The organism is Pseudomonas sp. (assembly GCF_050739995.1).
Lineage (GTDB): Bacteria > Pseudomonadota > Gammaproteobacteria > Pseudomonadales > Pseudomonadaceae > Aquipseudomonas.
Map to the genome: position 1 here is coordinate 1 of NZ_JBOICG010000402.1, position 14,681 is coordinate 14,681.

Below are 14,681 nucleotides of genomic sequence, written 5' to 3' on the forward strand. Positions count from 1 at the left end.
ATGCTTCGTCTCAGCGCGTTGTACCGTTACCCTTTGAAGTCCGGCAAGGCCGAGGTCTTGCAGCAGATTGGCCTGGATAAGCTGGGGCTGGACGGGGACCGACGCTGGATGTTGGTGGACGAAGCCAGCGGGCGTTTCCTGACGCAGCGGGCCGTGGCGAAGATGAGCCAGTTGTCGGCGCTTTGGAACGCTGATGGCGGCTTGACCCTCAGCACCCCAGGCGTTGCGCCGCTGGACGTGGCGCTGCCGGGCGAAGACGCCGAATTGCGTGGCGTGACCATCTGGCGCGACACCTTGCGTGTGCCGGATGCCGGGGATGAGGCAGCCGCCTGGGTCAGCGCCTTTATCGGAAAACCCACGCGGCTGGTGCAGATGCCGCTGACGCGGGCACGCACCACCGAGGCCGGTTTCGGCAAAGATGATGACCAAGTGGCGTTTGCCGACGGTTACCCGCTGCTGCTGATCGGCCAGGCGTCCTTGGACGATCTTTCGCAACACGTTGGCCGCCCCATGGAGATGCTGCGTTTTCGTCCCAACCTGGTGATCGAAGGCGGTGAAGCGTTCGCCGAAGACGGCTGGAAGCGCTTGCGTATCGGCGATGTCGAGTTTCGCGTGGTCAAGGCATGCTCACGCTGCATTCTCACCACGATCGATCCCGCGACTGGCGAACGCAGCGCCGACCGCGAACCCTTCGCCACGCTCGATACCTATCGCAAGACGGAGAACGGGGCGATGTTTGGCCAGAACCTGGTCAACGATAGTGCCGGCCACCTTGAAGTCGGCATGCCGGTCACGATCCTGGAATAAAAAATGCCCGTCTCCTGGGAGACGGGCATTTTTTTCAACGGCCGGACATCAGCCGCGGTATTCGCACAGGTAAGCGGTGTCTACCGCGACCTTGAGCTGGAACTTGCTGTTGGCCGGTACATTGAACTGGCTGCCGGCGGCGAAGGTCTGCCAGTCGCTGGCTTCTGGCAGTTTGACCGTCAGCGCGCCGGACACCACGTGCATGATTTCACGCTGGGCCGTACCGAATTCGTATTCACCCGGGGCCATCACGCCGATGGTCGCCGGACCTTCTGCGGTACCGAAAGCGATCGACTTGACGGTGCCGTCGAAGTACTCGTTGACTTTGAACATGGGTGAATCCTCGGAAAAGGGGCTGGAAAGGTCGGCCAGTATGCCCAAGCCCAGGGGAGCTGCCTAGACCGGCAAAATCAACGGCAGCAGGCGTGCGGTATTGCGCGCATCTTCGAGTGCACGATGCTGCTGGCCATTGAACTGCATTCCCGCCAATTGCAGGGCGCCATTGAGCCCCAGCGGCTTGTCCAGGCGCCGCGCCTTGGCGAAGCGTTGCTTGAGATTGACATGGGGCGTCTGCGCCAGGGCGCTGCTCAGGTCATGGCGCTGCCATTCCAGTTCCAACTGCATGCGGTCGTAATCCCCCCAACTGGCCCAGCCTTCGAGGCGTGCTTGATGCTGGCCCAACCAGCGCTCGAACAGCGGCCACACCTCGGTGATCGGTGTCGCACCGTCGATGTTGGCCTGAGTGATGTGGGTCAGTTGGCGGCAGAACGGCGTCAGCAATGGACGGCGCAGCGGCCGCACAAAACGCTGGAAGTGATCCAGCTCGCGACCCTGGCGGTTGACCAGGCTGGCGCCGATCTCGATGACTTCCATCTCCGTCACGGGCCAGCCGCCTTCATCCGTTGTGGCTTCGAGGTCAATAATCAGCCAATGGGGCATCGCGCAGGTTCCCGTACTCGTCCTTTCCTGATGGGGATAGAGCGTAGCGTGACCTTGTAGTTCCGCGCTGTTTTTTCATGGGGGCACGGGGCTGCGTTTATTCGATCTCCAACAGCACCTGGCGATTGCGCACCTGATCACCCGCCATGACCTGCACGCCCTTGATCACACCGTCGATACCGGCCGTCAGCGGGTGTTCCATTTTCATGGCCTCCAACACCAGCAGCAGTTGGCCTTTGCTCACGCTGTCACCGGCGCTGACACGCACGTCGACGATGGCACCGTCCATCGGGGCCTTGACCGTACCGCTGCTGGCATCGGTTTGGCGGCTGGCAGGCTGCTGAGTGCGGTTGATCACCTTCACACCGGGCAGCCATAGCTGGGTGTCGTCGAGGTGGTAGGCGATGCGGCGGCGGATACCGTTGAGCACCACGATGGCGTGGTGATCGTCGCAGGTGAGTGCCAGCGGGTCGACGGTGACAGTGTGGAGGTTGTCGTTAACCTCCAGGCGGTAAGTACAAGGCACATTTGCGTTGTTGCGCCAGCCCGCCAGGGCTCGGGGATGCTGTTCGGCGCTGTGTTGATAGAACAGCGCGGCGGCCAGGGCGAGTTGCTCTGTTGACGTGGTTGGGTGGGCAATGTCGCTGAAGTGTTCAGCGATAAACCCGGTGCTGAAATCACCCGCGATAAAGTCTGGGTGCTTGAGCAAGTCCGTCAGGAATGGTTGATTGGTACTCACCCCCAGCAGCACCGTATCTTCCACTGCCCGCAGCAGTTTGCGCCGAGCCTCTTCGCGGGTGGCACCGTGGGCGATGATCTTGCCCAGCATCGGGTCGTAGAACGGGCTGATGCGCTGACCTTGCCGTACGCCGTGGTCAATCCGCACGCCGGCGGCCGGCTCCCAGCGCAGCACATCGCCGGTTTGCGGCAAAAAGCCCTGTGCCGGGTCTTCGGCGTACAAGCGGACCTCCATCGCGTGACCGGTCAGGGTGACGTCGGCCTGTTTCAGCGGCAGAGGTTCGTCGGCGGCGATTTTCAGCTGCCAGTCCACCAGGTCCAACCCGGTGATCAGTTCAGTGACTGGGTGTTCCACTTGCAGGCGGGTGTTCATTTCGAGGAAGTAGAACTGGCCATCGCGGTCCAGCAGGAATTCCACAGTGCCCGCGCCGACGTAGTTCACCGCGCGTCCGGCCTTGAGAGCGACTTCACCCATGGCCTGGCGTAATTCGGGTGTCATCACGGGGCAGGGGGCTTCTTCGATGACTTTCTGGTGACGGCGCTGGATCGAGCAGTCGCGTTCACCCAAATAAATGAGGTTACCGTGGTTGTCGCCGAACAGTTGGATTTCGACGTGACGCGGGTCGATCAGGGCTTGTTCGAGGATCAGTTCGTCGCTGCCAAAGGCGTTTTTTGCTTCGGAACGTGCGGTCTGGAGGTTTTCCAGCAGGGTGCTGGCATCGTGCACCAAGCGCATGCCACGCCCGCCGCCGCCTGCGCTGGCCTTGATCATCAAGGGGTAGCCAATGCGGTTGGCTTCCTGTTGCAAAGTCGTGTTGTCTTGTTGGCTGCCTTGGTAACCGGCGATGCAGGGCACGCCGGCGTCGAGCATGGCGAGTTTGGACAGGCGTTTGCTGCCCATCAGTTCGATAGCTTTTGGGCTTGGGCCGATGAAGGTGATGTTTGCGTTTTGGCAGGCACGGGCGAAGTCGGGGTTTTCGGAGAGGAAGCCGTAGCCGGGGTGGATGGCGTCGGCGCCGGTGAGTGTGGCGGCTTCGAGGATGGCCGGGATGTTCAGGTACGACTGCTGCACCGGCGCGGGGCCGATGTTGACGGCTTCGTCGGCCATTTGGACGTGCAGGGCCTGGGCGTCGGCGTCGCTGTAGACGGCCACGGTGCGGTAACCCAGGGCTTGGGCCGTGCGCTGGATGCGGCAGGCGATTTCCCCGCGGTTGGCGATCAGGATTTTGGTGAACTGCGGCATTGATGCGGTCCTCGGGTACATATCCAATTCTTCGGTAACGGCGACTTACGGTTCCGCTCTTACAGCGGGTCACTTTTGGGAAGGCCCAAAAGTAACCAAAAGGCCTTCGTCCAAACACTCGGCACCTCGCTCCGGCCAGCGTGTTTGACGGGGCGACCGCAGATCAAAAGCCAAAGCGCGGCGGCCTTAAAGCCAACCGGAATCTGACAGTCGACCTCGGTCAAATGTGGGAGCTGGCTTGCCTGCGATGCGGACACCTCGGTGAATCAGGCATATCCGGCTGATGCTTTCGCAGGCAAGCCAGCTCCCACAGAAAAGCACATCTAATTCGGCTCAGGCTCAGGCTTTGATCTTAGGCGCCCCCAAAGTGACCCGCCGTAAGGGCGGAACCGCCAGCCGCCGTTACCCAAAAAACGGATATGCCCTCAACTCACAAAGCCCACCCAGGCCTGCGCTTCTGCACAAAAGCCTGCGTCCCCTCAACCCCTTCGACCCCCAGCGCCGACTCAGCAAACCACTGCGCCCCCCGATCCAGAACCACTTCAAGCGGCTCCTCCACACTGGCCAGCAACAACGCCTTAGTCCGTCCATTCGCCCCCGGCGCACAGCGCAAAACCTGCCCCAACACCTCATCAAGCCGCTGCGCCAACCCTTGCGAATCCACCTCCACAAAATGCACCACTCCCAACCGCCCCGCCTCAGCGCCATCAAACCGCGCCGCTGTCAGCGCCAGCCGCCGCGCCTGGGTCAGCCCAATGCGCTTGACCACAAACGGCGCAATCTGTGCCGGCAACAACCCAAGGCTGGTCTCCGGCAAACCGAACTGAGCCTGATGATCGGCAATCGCAACATCACTCACGCACGCCAACCCAAACCCACCCCCCAGCACCGCGCCTTGCAATACCACGATCACCACTTGCGGCACGGCCTCGACCTCCTGCAGCAACGTGCCAAACGCCCGGTTCAACGCCTGCAACTGATGGCCGGCGTTGACCATGTCCTTCACATCCGCACCCGCACAGAAATGCCCACCGGCACCGCTGATCACCAAGGCTCGCGTCTGGCTGTCCAACTGTGCCAGTACCGAGCGCAGTTCATTGACCATTTCCAGGCTCATCGCATTACGGCTTGCAGGGCGGTTGAGGGTGATGTGCAGCACGCCGTTGTGGGCTTCGAGCAGCAAGGTGTTCATGGCTTTTTACCGGGCAGGGTGCCCATCAGTTTGCAGATGATGCCCAGCATGATTTCATCGGCGCCGCCGCCGATCGACACCAGACGCACGTCGCGATAGGCCCGCGCCACCGGGTTGTCCCACATAAAGCCCATGCCGCCCCAGTATTGCAGGCAGCTGTCGCTGACTTCGCGGCCCAGGCGCCCGGCCTTGAGTTTGGCCATGGAGGCCAAGCGGGTCACGTCCTGGCCTTTGATGTATTGCTCGGTGGCCTGGTAGACCAAGGCGCGCAGGCATTCGATTTCGGTGGCGAGTTCGGCCAGGCGAAAGTGGATGACTTGGTTGTCGATCAGCGCCTTGCCGAAGGTCTGGCGTTCTTTGCAATAGTCGATGGTGCTGTCGATGCAGTACTCCAGGCCCTTGATCATGTTGGCCGCGCCGAACAGGCGTTCTTCCTGGAACTGCAACATCTGCATCATGAAGCCCGCCCCCTCGTGGCCGATGCGGTTGCGTTGCGGCACGCGCACGCCGTCGAAGAACACCTGGGCGGTCTCGGAGCTGTGCATACCGAGTTTTTCCAGGGGCGGGCTGACGCTGATGCCGGGCGTGTTCATCGGCACCATGATCAGCGATTTGTTGATGTGCGGTTTATCGTCGGAGGTGTTGGCCAGCAGGCAGATAAAGTCGGCGCTGGGCGAGTTGGTGATCCACATTTTGCTGCCGTTGATCACGTAGTCGTCGCCGTCCTTGCGTGCGTGGGTTTTCAGCCCGGCCACGTCGGAGCCGGCGCCGGTTTCCGAGACGCCGATACAGCCCACTTGTTCGCCGCTGATGGCTGGCCGCAGGAATTCGTCACGCAGCTCATCGGAACCGAAGCGGGCGAGGGCGGGGGTGCACATGTCGGTCTGCACGCCGATGGACATGGGGATGCCACCGCAGCGGATGGTGCCGAACTCTTCGGCGGCGACGATGGAGTAGCTGTAGTCCAGGCCCATGCCGCCGAACTGTTCAGGCTTGGAAATGCCCAGCAGGCCGAGGTCGCCGGCCTTGCGGAAGATCTCGTGGATGGGGAAGCGTCCGGCTTTTTCCCATTCATCCACATAAGGGTTGATCTCGCGGTCGACGAAGGCGCGGACGGTGCGGCGCAGTTCCTGGTGTTCCTGGGTGAAGATCATTGTTTTTGTTCTCCTGTTAGAAACGCGCCACACCGAAGCTGTTGGGCTGCAACTGCCGCACTTCGGCCTCATGGCAGATATCCAGTAGAAACCCCAGCAAGGTGCGGGTATCTCGGGGGTCAATCAGCCCGTCGTCCCACAGATTGGCGCTGCCATACAGCGCAGTGGATTGGCTGTCGAGTTTCTGCGCGGTCACCTGTTCGAGCATGTCCAGCACCTTGGGATCAGGCACCAGGCCGTCTTTCAATTGCTTGGCCTCGGTGACGATGCGCAGCACCTTGCCCGCCTGTGCGCCGCCCATCACCGCCGTGCGGCTATTGGGCCAAGCGAAGATGAACCGTGGGTCCAGGCCACGGCCGCACATCGCATAGTTGCCGGCGCCGTAGGAGCCGCCGACCACAATCGTCAGTTTAGGCACTCGCGCATTGGCCACGGCCTGGATCATTTTCGCGCCGTGCTTGATCACGCCTTGCTGTTCCGATTCGGTGCCGACCATGAAACCGGTGGTGTTGTGCAGGAACAGCAGTGGCGTGCGGCTCTGGTCGCACAGCTGGATAAACTGCGCGGCCTTGCTCGCGCCCTTGGGTGTGATCGGGCCGTTATTGCCGATCACGCCGACGGCACGCCCCTGGATGTGCAGGTGGCCGCAGACGGTGTGGGCATCGAATTCGCCCTTGAATTCGAGGAAGTTGGAACCGTCGGCGAGGCGCGCGAGGATTTCGCGCACGTCATAGGGTTTTTTCGGATCATCGGGGATCAACCCCAACAGTTCGTCGATGGGGTACAGCGGCTCTTTGTAAGCGCGCTGGCCGGCTGGCGGCAGTCGATCATCCCACGGCAACAGGTCGACGATGTCACGTACGATACGCACGCCGTCGGCATCGTTTTCTGCCAGGTATTCGGCTGTGCCGGCGGTTTGCGCGTGCATCTCGGCGCCGCCCAAGGCTTCGTCGGTGGCCACTTCACCGGTGGCGGCCTTGAGCAGGGGCGGCCCGGCGAGGAACAGCTTGGCTTTGCCGCGTACCACCACCACGTAATCCGACAGCCCTGGTTGATACGCCCCGCCCGCCGTAGCCGAACCATGCACCACGGTGATCTGCGGCAAGCCCATGGCTGACATCCGTGCCTGGTTGGCGAAGCTGCGTGCGCCTTCGACGAAAATCTCGGCGGCATAATTGAGGTTGGCGCCGCCGCTTTCGGCCAGGGTCACCACCGGCAGTTTGTTCTCCATGGCGATCTGCTGCAGGCGCAGGGATTTCTTCAGGCCAGTGGGGGAAATGGTGCCGCCCTTGATCGCGCTGTTGTTCGCCACCACCAGCATTCGCACGCCGCTGACGTAGCCGATGCCGGCGATCAAACCACCACCGGCGGCGCTACCGTCTTTGTCATCGTGGAGTTTGTAGCCGGCCAGGCTGGCCAGTTCGAGAAACGGCGCGCCAGGGTCCAGCAGCAGGTTGAGGCGCTCGCGGGGCAGCAGTTGGCCGCGCTTGTCGAACTTGGGCTTGGCTTCTTGCGCTTTGCTCAGCAGGTTCTGCTCCAGTAGGCGCAGCTGCTGGAGGCTCGTGAGCATGGCGTCGCGGTTTTGCGCGAACGGCGGGCTGTGCGTGTCGACCTGCGTTTCGATGACCGGCATGGTTTATTGCTCCGCCTTGAGCACGTCGGGCAAATACGCACGATGGAAACCATTGAACGGCTCGCTCGGTGGCTGCGCCTTGTGCAGCGGCCAGGCGCGGCTGCCCAGGCTGGCGGCGCCATCGATGCGCAAGGTGCTGCCGCTGATGAAGGCGGCAGCCGGGCTGAGCAAAAACACAATGGCTGCGCTGACCTCCGACTCGGTACCGATGCGCTTGAGCGGTACATGTTCGCGCAGGGTCGGGATCACCGCCTTGAACGCGCCCTCGTAGGTGTCCATGCCGCTGGACGCAATCCAGCCCGGCGCCACGGCGTTGACTCGCACCCCGGCATAGCCCCACTCGAAGGCGGCGGTCTTGGTGAAGTTATCCATGCCCGAACGGGCGGCCCCCGAGTGCCCCATGCCGGGCATGCCGCCCCACATGTCGGCGAGCATGTTGACGATAGCGCCGCCGTGCTTGCTCATGGATTGGTTGAACACTTCCCGCGCCATCAGGAAACCGCCGACCAAGTTGGTGCGCAGTACGGTTTCAAAGCCTTTTTGATTGATCGAGGCCAGTGGCGATGGGTATTGGCCACCGGCGTTATTCACCAGCCCGTGGATTGGGCCATGGTCACGCAGGATTTGGCTGATCAGCGCTTTCACGGCCTCTTCGTCGCGGATATCGCAGGCCAGCCAGTGGGAAAGACCCCCGTCTTCGGCAATTTCCGCCGCGACCTTCTGCAACTTTTCTGGCTTGCGTCCCACCAAAATCACCTGGGCCCCCAGCGCCGCCAGTTCATGGGCGGTGCAACGGCCGATGCCGCTGCCGCCTCCGGTGACAATCACGGTTTGCCCCTGGAACAGGTCGGCTTTGAAGATCGAGTCGAAGGCCACGGCGACGGTCCTTTAAGTGAGTAGGTCAGCGATGTGTTGCGGCACGGCGATGGGGATTTCCAGCAGTTGCTGGGCGAACGCTTTGCCTTGGGGGTCAATGCGCAGGCTGGCGATGCCGCCACCGCCCAGGGCGTTTTCCAGTAGGAAGTTCAGGCTGTGGCTACCTGGCAAATACCAGCGCTCGACACGACCGTGGAGCGGGTCGAGCACATGGCTCATCCAGTCGACGATCACCTCCGGGGTCAGTGTTTCGGCGATCCACGGCAAGTACTCGGGGGCACGGGCGATCACGCCGATATTGCTGTGGTTGCCCTTGTCACCGGAGCGCGCCACGGCGAGTTTGACCAGCGGTACGCTGGCGTCTGCGCGGCCCTGGGGCTGGGGTGGTTCGATGGACGCGGCCGGCGTGAGCACGGGCACGGCGGCAGGCAGCGCAACGGCGTGGCGGACGCCGTCGAGGTCGATCACTGGCGCACACGCCGATTTGTCGATCAGGAACGAAAACAGCCGGATCAGCGGATACACCGATGGTCGCCCGCCGACGATGCCGGTCAAGCCCGGAGCCATGCCTGTCGCCGCCTGGGCAATTTCACGGGCGAACAGTGTCAATGCCTGCTTGTTAGGGTGCCGTACGGCGAGTTTCACTACCACTTCGCGGCAGTCATGACGTTGGGCGTGGGCGCCGTAGGTGGCTTCGCTGCCGAGCAGTTCGATATTTACTTCGGTGTAGGGCGCCCAACCGCGCTGGCTGAACAGCTCCGATGTCTTGTTGATGATCGCCTGGCTGACGCGCTCGGCCTTGGCCACCGCATCGATTCCGGCGATCAGGCAACTGGCGGTGCAGCGGAAGCCGTCCAGGTAAGTGGCGCTGACTTTGTACTGCGGGGTGGGCGGCAAGCCTTTGGCTCCGTGCAGGCGCACGCAGTTTTTGCCTTGTTGCTGCAGGCGCACCTGGCTGAAATCACAGATCACATCGGGTAACAGGTAGGCGCGTGGGTCGCCGATTTCATACAGCAGCTGCTCGGCCACACTGAGTTCGCTGATCAACCCGCCCGTGCCGTCGACTTTACTCACGGTGAATTGGCCGTCGGCGCTGACTTCGACGATGGGGAAACCGATGTGCTCGTAGTCCGGCACGTTGCGCCAATCGGTGAAGTTGCCGCCAGTGCACTGGGCGCCGCATTCGATGATGTGCCCGGCCAGCGCGGCGTGGGCCAGGCGGTCGTAGTCCTGCCATGACCAGCCGAACTCATGCACCAGCGCGGCACTGACCACGGCGCTGTCGACTACCCGACCGGTGATGACGATATCGGCGCCGAGATCAAGCGCCTGGGTGATGCCCGGAGCGCCGAGATACGCGTTGGCGGATACACAGGCCGGCGGCAGTGGCGCGCCGTTGAACATATCGGTGATGTCATGCAGGTGTTTGAGCTGGGGTTGCAAGTCGTCACCCAGAAGCACGGCGATTTTCAGTGGGAGTTGCGCTTTGTCGCAGGCCGCTTGCAGTGCAGCGGCGCAGGCTTGCGGATGGATGCCGCCGGCATTGCTGATCACGCGGATGCCCTGGCGCTGGATATCGGCCAGCAGTGGGGTGAGCACTTCGACGAAGTCCGTGGCAAAGCCTGCGTGGGGATCTTTCAACCGCGCCCCGGCGAGGATCGACATCGTGACTTCCGCCAAGTAGTCGAACACCAGGTAGTCCAGCGCACCGCCATGCACCAGTTGGGCGGCAGCCGTGCACGTGTCGCCCCAGAACGCGCTGGCGCAGCCGATACGAACCGTCTTGCTCATGAGAAATCCTTCCTCGAATGGCTGGTGTCGAGACTACCAAGCAAGCGCTTGGTTTGTAAACTCCCGACACAAGTTTTGCCCAAGCGCTTGCTTGGGTGGCGGTCACGGCCTAAATTGCCGCCCAAGACGTCAGTAGAAGTGAAGGAGAGCAGCATGGATGAGCACAAAGCCCAGCGGGTGATGCGCACCATGGTCGACGGTGGCCAATTGACCGACCCCGACAGTGCCCGGGGCAAGTTGCTGCAAACCGCGGCTCACCTGTTTCGCAACAAGGGTTTTGAGCGCACCACCGTGCGCGACCTGGCCAGCGCCGTGGGCATTCAGTCCGGCAGCATTTTTCATCACTTCAAAAGCAAGGACGAGATCCTGCGTGCAGTGATGGAGGAAACCATTCACTACAACACCGCGATGATGCGCGCATCCCTTGAGGATGCGACGAACGTGCGCGAGCGTGTATTGGCGCTGATCCGCTGCGAATTGCAGTCGATCATGGGCGGAAGTGGCGAGGCCATGGCGGTGTTGGTGTACGAATGGCGCTCGCTGTCAGCCGAAGGCCAGGTTCAGGTACTCGCCCTGCGCGATGTGTACGAAGACATCTGGCTACAGGTACTGGGGGAGGCGAAGGCTGCCGGTTATATCCGGGGCGATGTGTTTATCACGCGACGCTTCCTGACGGGGGCGCTGTCCTGGACCACCACCTGGTTCCGCGCCCAAGGCAGCCTGACCCTTGAGCAACTGGCCGAAGAAGCCCTGCTGATGGTGTTGAAGGCCGACTGAGACGCAAGCTATTAATTTGGCGGCGAAAGTTGTCTCGCCTGGGAAAAACGCCTAGCTTATTGCCATCAGAGTGTTGAACGGTGTGTGCCTCGATGTTTTCGCCATGGCGGCTGGCTGCAGGACTTACATTTTTGGCAGTGGGCACCGCGGGGTGGATGCCGGTTTCTGCTGCGCAATTGGTAAGGGTTGGCGCCGCGCACTTTCCTCCCTACACCGTGCGTCCCGAACAAGGCGCCGACACCGGCCTGCTGCCGCAATTGGCGGAGGCCCTGAATGCGTTGCAGAGCGACTACCAGTTTGTGCTGGTGCCTACCTCGATCCCACGTCGTTTCAGGGACTTTGAACAGGGTAGGGTCGACATGGCGATCTTCGAAAACCCCGACTGGGGCTGGCAGAACATCCCTCATACCAGTGTCGACATGGGCCTGGAGGATGCGGAAATCTTCGTGGCCCAACGTGAGCCCGATCGCGGCCAAGACTACTTCGCCGACCTGACGAGTAAGCGTCTGGCAGTGTTCAGCGGCTATCACTACGCGTTTGCCAACTTCAACTCCGACCCCAAGTACATGGCCGAGCACTTCAATGCCACGCTGACCTATTCCCACGACAGCAATCTGCTGATGGTTGCACGCGGGCGTGCCGATATCGCGCTGGTGACCCGTTCGTACCTGAGTGATTTCATGGTGCGCAATGCGGATATGGCGGGGCAGTTCCTGGTGTCAGAGCGTATCGACCAGGTGTATCACCACTTTGCCTTGCTGCGCCCGAAAGCACCGATCACCGCAGAGGCGTTCGCCGCGTTGCTCAAGCGCTTGCGCGATAACGGCCAGATGCTGAAGATTTTCGAGCCGTACCGCATCGATGTGATGCCGGTGCCCGGAAACTAGACCCGCCGCGCAAACGTATCGCTGTGGCTGCCTGACACCTTGCGGCAATGCACCAGCGCATCCCGGATCATGAAATTCACCAGGGTCGGCGACACACCGAGTTCCTTGGCGATGTCCTTTTGCGGCACGCCGTGCAAGCGGTACATCTCGAACGCGTAGCGGGTGCGCTGGGGCAATTCCGTCAGGGCGTCGGCGATATTTTCCAGGGTGTTGAAATTGATGTGGGAGGTTTCCGGGGATGCACCCTGGATCACCACATTCAAGCCTTCCTCTTCCGTTCCCGAATACTTGAGCTCCAGCGCCTGCTTGCGATAGTGATCGATCGCCAGGTTACGCACGATCTGGAACAGGTAGCTCAGTTGGGCCTTGAACGACGACGTGATCGTGGGCGCCGATTGCAGGCGAAAGTAGGCGTCTTGCACGACGTCTTCAGCACGGGAACGACACCCGGTAATGCGGGCCGCAATCTTCACCAGGATCAGTCGATTGTCGACGAACGCCTGGAGAAGCGGTGAGTCGCACCTGCCTGTGGATACTTGTTCCGTCATGGAAATCACCTTGTCGCAAAAGAGGTTAGGGGAGGGCGTCCGTGCTGAGGCCTCCTACACATCGGGCAACAAATTATGCTTAATGATAATGATTGTCAAATGAGAAGGCGAACTAATCTTATGCCTTCTTGAAAGGTGTGAAGCACGTCTCGCTCCGTCTCGACGACTAATTATTTGCCGGCTCCGTCCGTTCTCATGGGTGACAGGTCCGTTAGCAAAACGGCCAAGGATCAGCACCCGCAGGAGGGCGAAATGGGTTTCCAACGAGCAAGCAGCGTGTTTCAGTGGGGAGTGCTCAAGCCATGAGTACGCCCACCCGACTGCGTCTGTTCTGCCTACCCCATTCGGGCGCCAGCGCCTCGGTTTATGCACGCTGGCGCCGCGTCTTGCCGGACTGGCTGCAGGTGTGTCCGCTGGAGTTGCCTGGACGCGGCATGCGCATGGACGAGCCATTGCAGCGCGACATCAAGGTATTGGCGGCGCAACTCGCCGATGAGATCAGTCGCAACCTGGACGGCCCCTATGCGCTGTTCGGCCACAGCCTCGGTGGCCTGCTGGCTTTTGAGTTGGCCCATGCGCTCAGCTTGCGCGGCGTGCCCGCGCCGCTGGCGCTGTTCGCTTCCGGCACCGCTGGCCCGGCCCGCCGTGATGTCAGCGAATACGCCATTGAAAAGACCGATGAGCAGTTGATCGCTCGCCTGCGCGAATTGCGCGGCACCGCCGAAGAAGCCCTGGCCAACCCTGAGTTGATGCAGTTGATGCTGCCAATCCTGCGCGCCGATTTTTTGCTGTGCGGCAGCTTCAGTTATGGCGAGCGCAAGCCGCTGGGCATGCCGATCCATGTGTTCGGTGGCAAGCAAGACAGCGTGCGCGCCGACCAGTTGCTGGACTGGCAACTCGACGCCGCCAGCGGCTTTTCCCTGGACATGTTCGACGGTCACCACTTCTTTCTCGTGCAGCACGAAAGCGCTGTGCTGCGCTGCCTGCGTCGCTATGCCGAAGAGCACCTGGCCCGTTGGCGAACGGGCGTGGCGCGACAACTGGCCGTCAGCTGAACGCCCTCTAATTCTCGATTTTCCCGTAAGCCGATTTCAGGCAGGAACCCCATGATGGACGCCTTCGAACTTCCCCGCACCCTGGTCCAGTCCCTTCAACGTCGCGCCGCGCAGACCCCGGGCCAGGTTGCCCTGCGCTTCCTCGCCGAGTCCGCCGAGCACAGCGTTGTGCTCAGTTACCGTGACCTGGACCAACGTGCCCGCACCATCGCTGCCGCCTTGCAAGCCAACGCGGCGCTGGGTGACCGTGCGGTGCTGTTGTTCCCCAGCGGCCCGGATTATGTCGCGGCGTTCTTTGGTTGCTTGTACGCCGGGGTGATCGCAGTGCCGGCCTATCCACCGGAGTCCACGCGCCGGCATCACCAGGAGCGCTTGCTGTCGATCATCCAGGATGCCGAACCGCGCCTGCTGCTGACCATCGCCAGCCTCGCCGATGGTTTGGTGCAAATCGAGAATGCGCCGACGGTGTTGAGTGTCGATCACCTGGATTGCGCTAGTGCTGGTGCCTGGATCGAACCCGAGCTGCACGCTGACGACATCGCGTTCCTGCAATACACCTCCGGTTCCACCGCCTTGCCCAAAGGCGTGCAAGTCAGTCATGGCAACCTCGTTGCCAACGAAGTGTTGATTCGTCGCGGGTTTGGTATCGACCTGAACCCGGATGACGTGATTGTCAGCTGGCTGCCGCTGTACCACGACATGGGCCTGATCGGCGGGTTGCTGCAGCCGATTTTCAGCGGCGTGCCGTGCGTGTTGATGGCGCCCGCGTACTTCCTCGCGCGGCCGTTGCGCTGGCTGGAAGCGATCAGCGAATACGGCGGCACCATCAGCGGTGGGCCGGATTTTGCCTATCGCCTGTGCAGCGAGCGGGTCAGTGACTCGGCCCTGGAGCGCCTGGATTTGAGCAAATGGCGCGTGGCGTATTCGGGCTCCGAGCCGATCCGTCTCGACACCCTGGAGCGCTTCGCCGAGAAGTTCGCCACCTGCGGCTTTACCCCGGACAATTTCTTTGCCTCCTACGGTCTGGCCGAAGCGACCCTG

Annotated in this window: 14 protein-coding genes; 5 read left to right on the plus strand and 9 right to left on the minus strand. The window is 61.9% G+C overall.

Annotation, left to right across the window (positions count from 1 at the left end):
• The gene (locus tag ACRESD_RS13335) at window positions 1-807 is read left to right on the plus strand and encodes an MOSC domain-containing protein (RefSeq protein ID WP_431751328.1); all 807 of its coding nucleotides are present in this window, start codon (window positions 1-3) and stop codon (window positions 805-807) included.
• A gap of 48 nt (window positions 808-855) precedes the next feature.
• Here ACRESD_RS13335 and ACRESD_RS13340 read toward each other — a convergent pair whose 3' ends face one another.
• From ACRESD_RS13340 to ACRESD_RS13375, 8 genes are all read right to left on the minus strand, one after another.
• Window positions 856-1,140, minus strand: a complete 285-nt coding sequence (locus ACRESD_RS13340) for a pyrimidine/purine nucleoside phosphorylase (protein ID WP_431751329.1) — start codon at window positions 1,138-1,140, stop codon at window positions 856-858.
• A 63-nt stretch (window positions 1,141-1,203) separates the two neighbouring features.
• A complete protein-coding gene (locus ACRESD_RS13345; protein ID WP_431751330.1) occupies window positions 1,204-1,746 on the minus strand; it encodes an exonuclease domain-containing protein in 543 nt (180 codons plus the stop codon).
• Between the two features lie 97 nt (window positions 1,747-1,843).
• Window positions 1,844-3,727, minus strand: a complete 1,884-nt coding sequence (locus ACRESD_RS13350) for an acetyl/propionyl/methylcrotonyl-CoA carboxylase subunit alpha (protein WP_431751331.1) — start codon at window positions 3,725-3,727, stop codon at window positions 1,844-1,846.
• 430 nt (window positions 3,728-4,157) lie between these two features.
• On the minus strand, window positions 4,158-4,919 hold the full coding sequence (locus ACRESD_RS13355; RefSeq protein ID WP_431751332.1) for an enoyl-CoA hydratase/isomerase family protein: 762 nt from the start codon (window positions 4,917-4,919) through the stop codon (window positions 4,158-4,160).
• Window positions 4,916-6,073 carry a citronellyl-CoA dehydrogenase gene (gene atuD, locus ACRESD_RS13360; protein ID WP_431751333.1) on the minus strand — a complete coding sequence of 386 codons (1,158 nt, stop codon included), beginning with the start codon at window positions 6,071-6,073 and terminating at the stop codon, window positions 4,916-4,918. The genes ACRESD_RS13355 and atuD overlap by 4 nt, the downstream gene beginning before the upstream one ends.
• Before the next feature lie 16 nt (window positions 6,074-6,089).
• Complete coding sequence (locus tag ACRESD_RS13365) at window positions 6,090-7,706, minus strand: acyl-CoA carboxylase subunit beta (RefSeq protein WP_431751334.1); 1,617 nt, start codon at window positions 7,704-7,706, stop codon at window positions 6,090-6,092.
• 3 nt (window positions 7,707-7,709) lie between these two features.
• Complete coding sequence (locus tag ACRESD_RS13370) at window positions 7,710-8,582, minus strand: SDR family oxidoreductase (protein WP_431751335.1); 873 nt, start codon at window positions 8,580-8,582, stop codon at window positions 7,710-7,712.
• A gap of 12 nt (window positions 8,583-8,594) precedes the next feature.
• Window positions 8,595-10,373: an acyclic terpene utilization AtuA family protein gene (locus ACRESD_RS13375; RefSeq protein WP_431751336.1), complete on the minus strand. Its 1,779-nt coding sequence runs from the start codon at window positions 10,371-10,373 to the stop codon at window positions 8,595-8,597.
• A gap of 153 nt (window positions 10,374-10,526) precedes the next feature.
• On the opposite strand from ACRESD_RS13375, the gene ACRESD_RS13380 reads away from it, so the two are divergent.
• Both ACRESD_RS13380 and ACRESD_RS13385 read left to right on the plus strand, forming a co-directional pair.
• Window positions 10,527-11,150 (plus strand): TetR/AcrR family transcriptional regulator, encoded by a 624-nt coding sequence (locus ACRESD_RS13380; RefSeq protein ID WP_431751337.1) that lies wholly within the window; start codon window positions 10,527-10,529, stop codon window positions 11,148-11,150.
• Between the two features lie 92 nt (window positions 11,151-11,242).
• Window positions 11,243-12,037 (plus strand): substrate-binding periplasmic protein, encoded by a 795-nt coding sequence (locus ACRESD_RS13385; protein WP_431751338.1) that lies wholly within the window; start codon window positions 11,243-11,245, stop codon window positions 12,035-12,037.
• On the opposite strand, the gene ACRESD_RS13390 is transcribed toward ACRESD_RS13385, so the two are convergent.
• The gene (locus tag ACRESD_RS13390; RefSeq protein WP_431751339.1) at window positions 12,034-12,585 is read right to left on the minus strand and encodes an RNA polymerase factor sigma-70; all 552 of its coding nucleotides are present in this window, start codon (window positions 12,583-12,585) and stop codon (window positions 12,034-12,036) included. The genes ACRESD_RS13385 and ACRESD_RS13390 overlap by 4 nt on opposite strands.
• A gap of 302 nt (window positions 12,586-12,887) precedes the next feature.
• Here ACRESD_RS13390 and ACRESD_RS13395 point away from each other — a divergent pair, with 302 nt between their 5' ends.
• Together ACRESD_RS13395 and ACRESD_RS13400 are read left to right on the plus strand one after the other, a co-directional pair.
• Window positions 12,888-13,640 (plus strand): thioesterase II family protein, encoded by a 753-nt coding sequence (locus ACRESD_RS13395; RefSeq protein WP_431751340.1) that lies wholly within the window; start codon window positions 12,888-12,890, stop codon window positions 13,638-13,640.
• 51 nt (window positions 13,641-13,691) lie between these two features.
• The coding region (locus tag ACRESD_RS13400; protein WP_431751341.1) for an AMP-binding protein at window positions 13,692-14,681 on the plus strand (990 nt) is incomplete at its 3' end.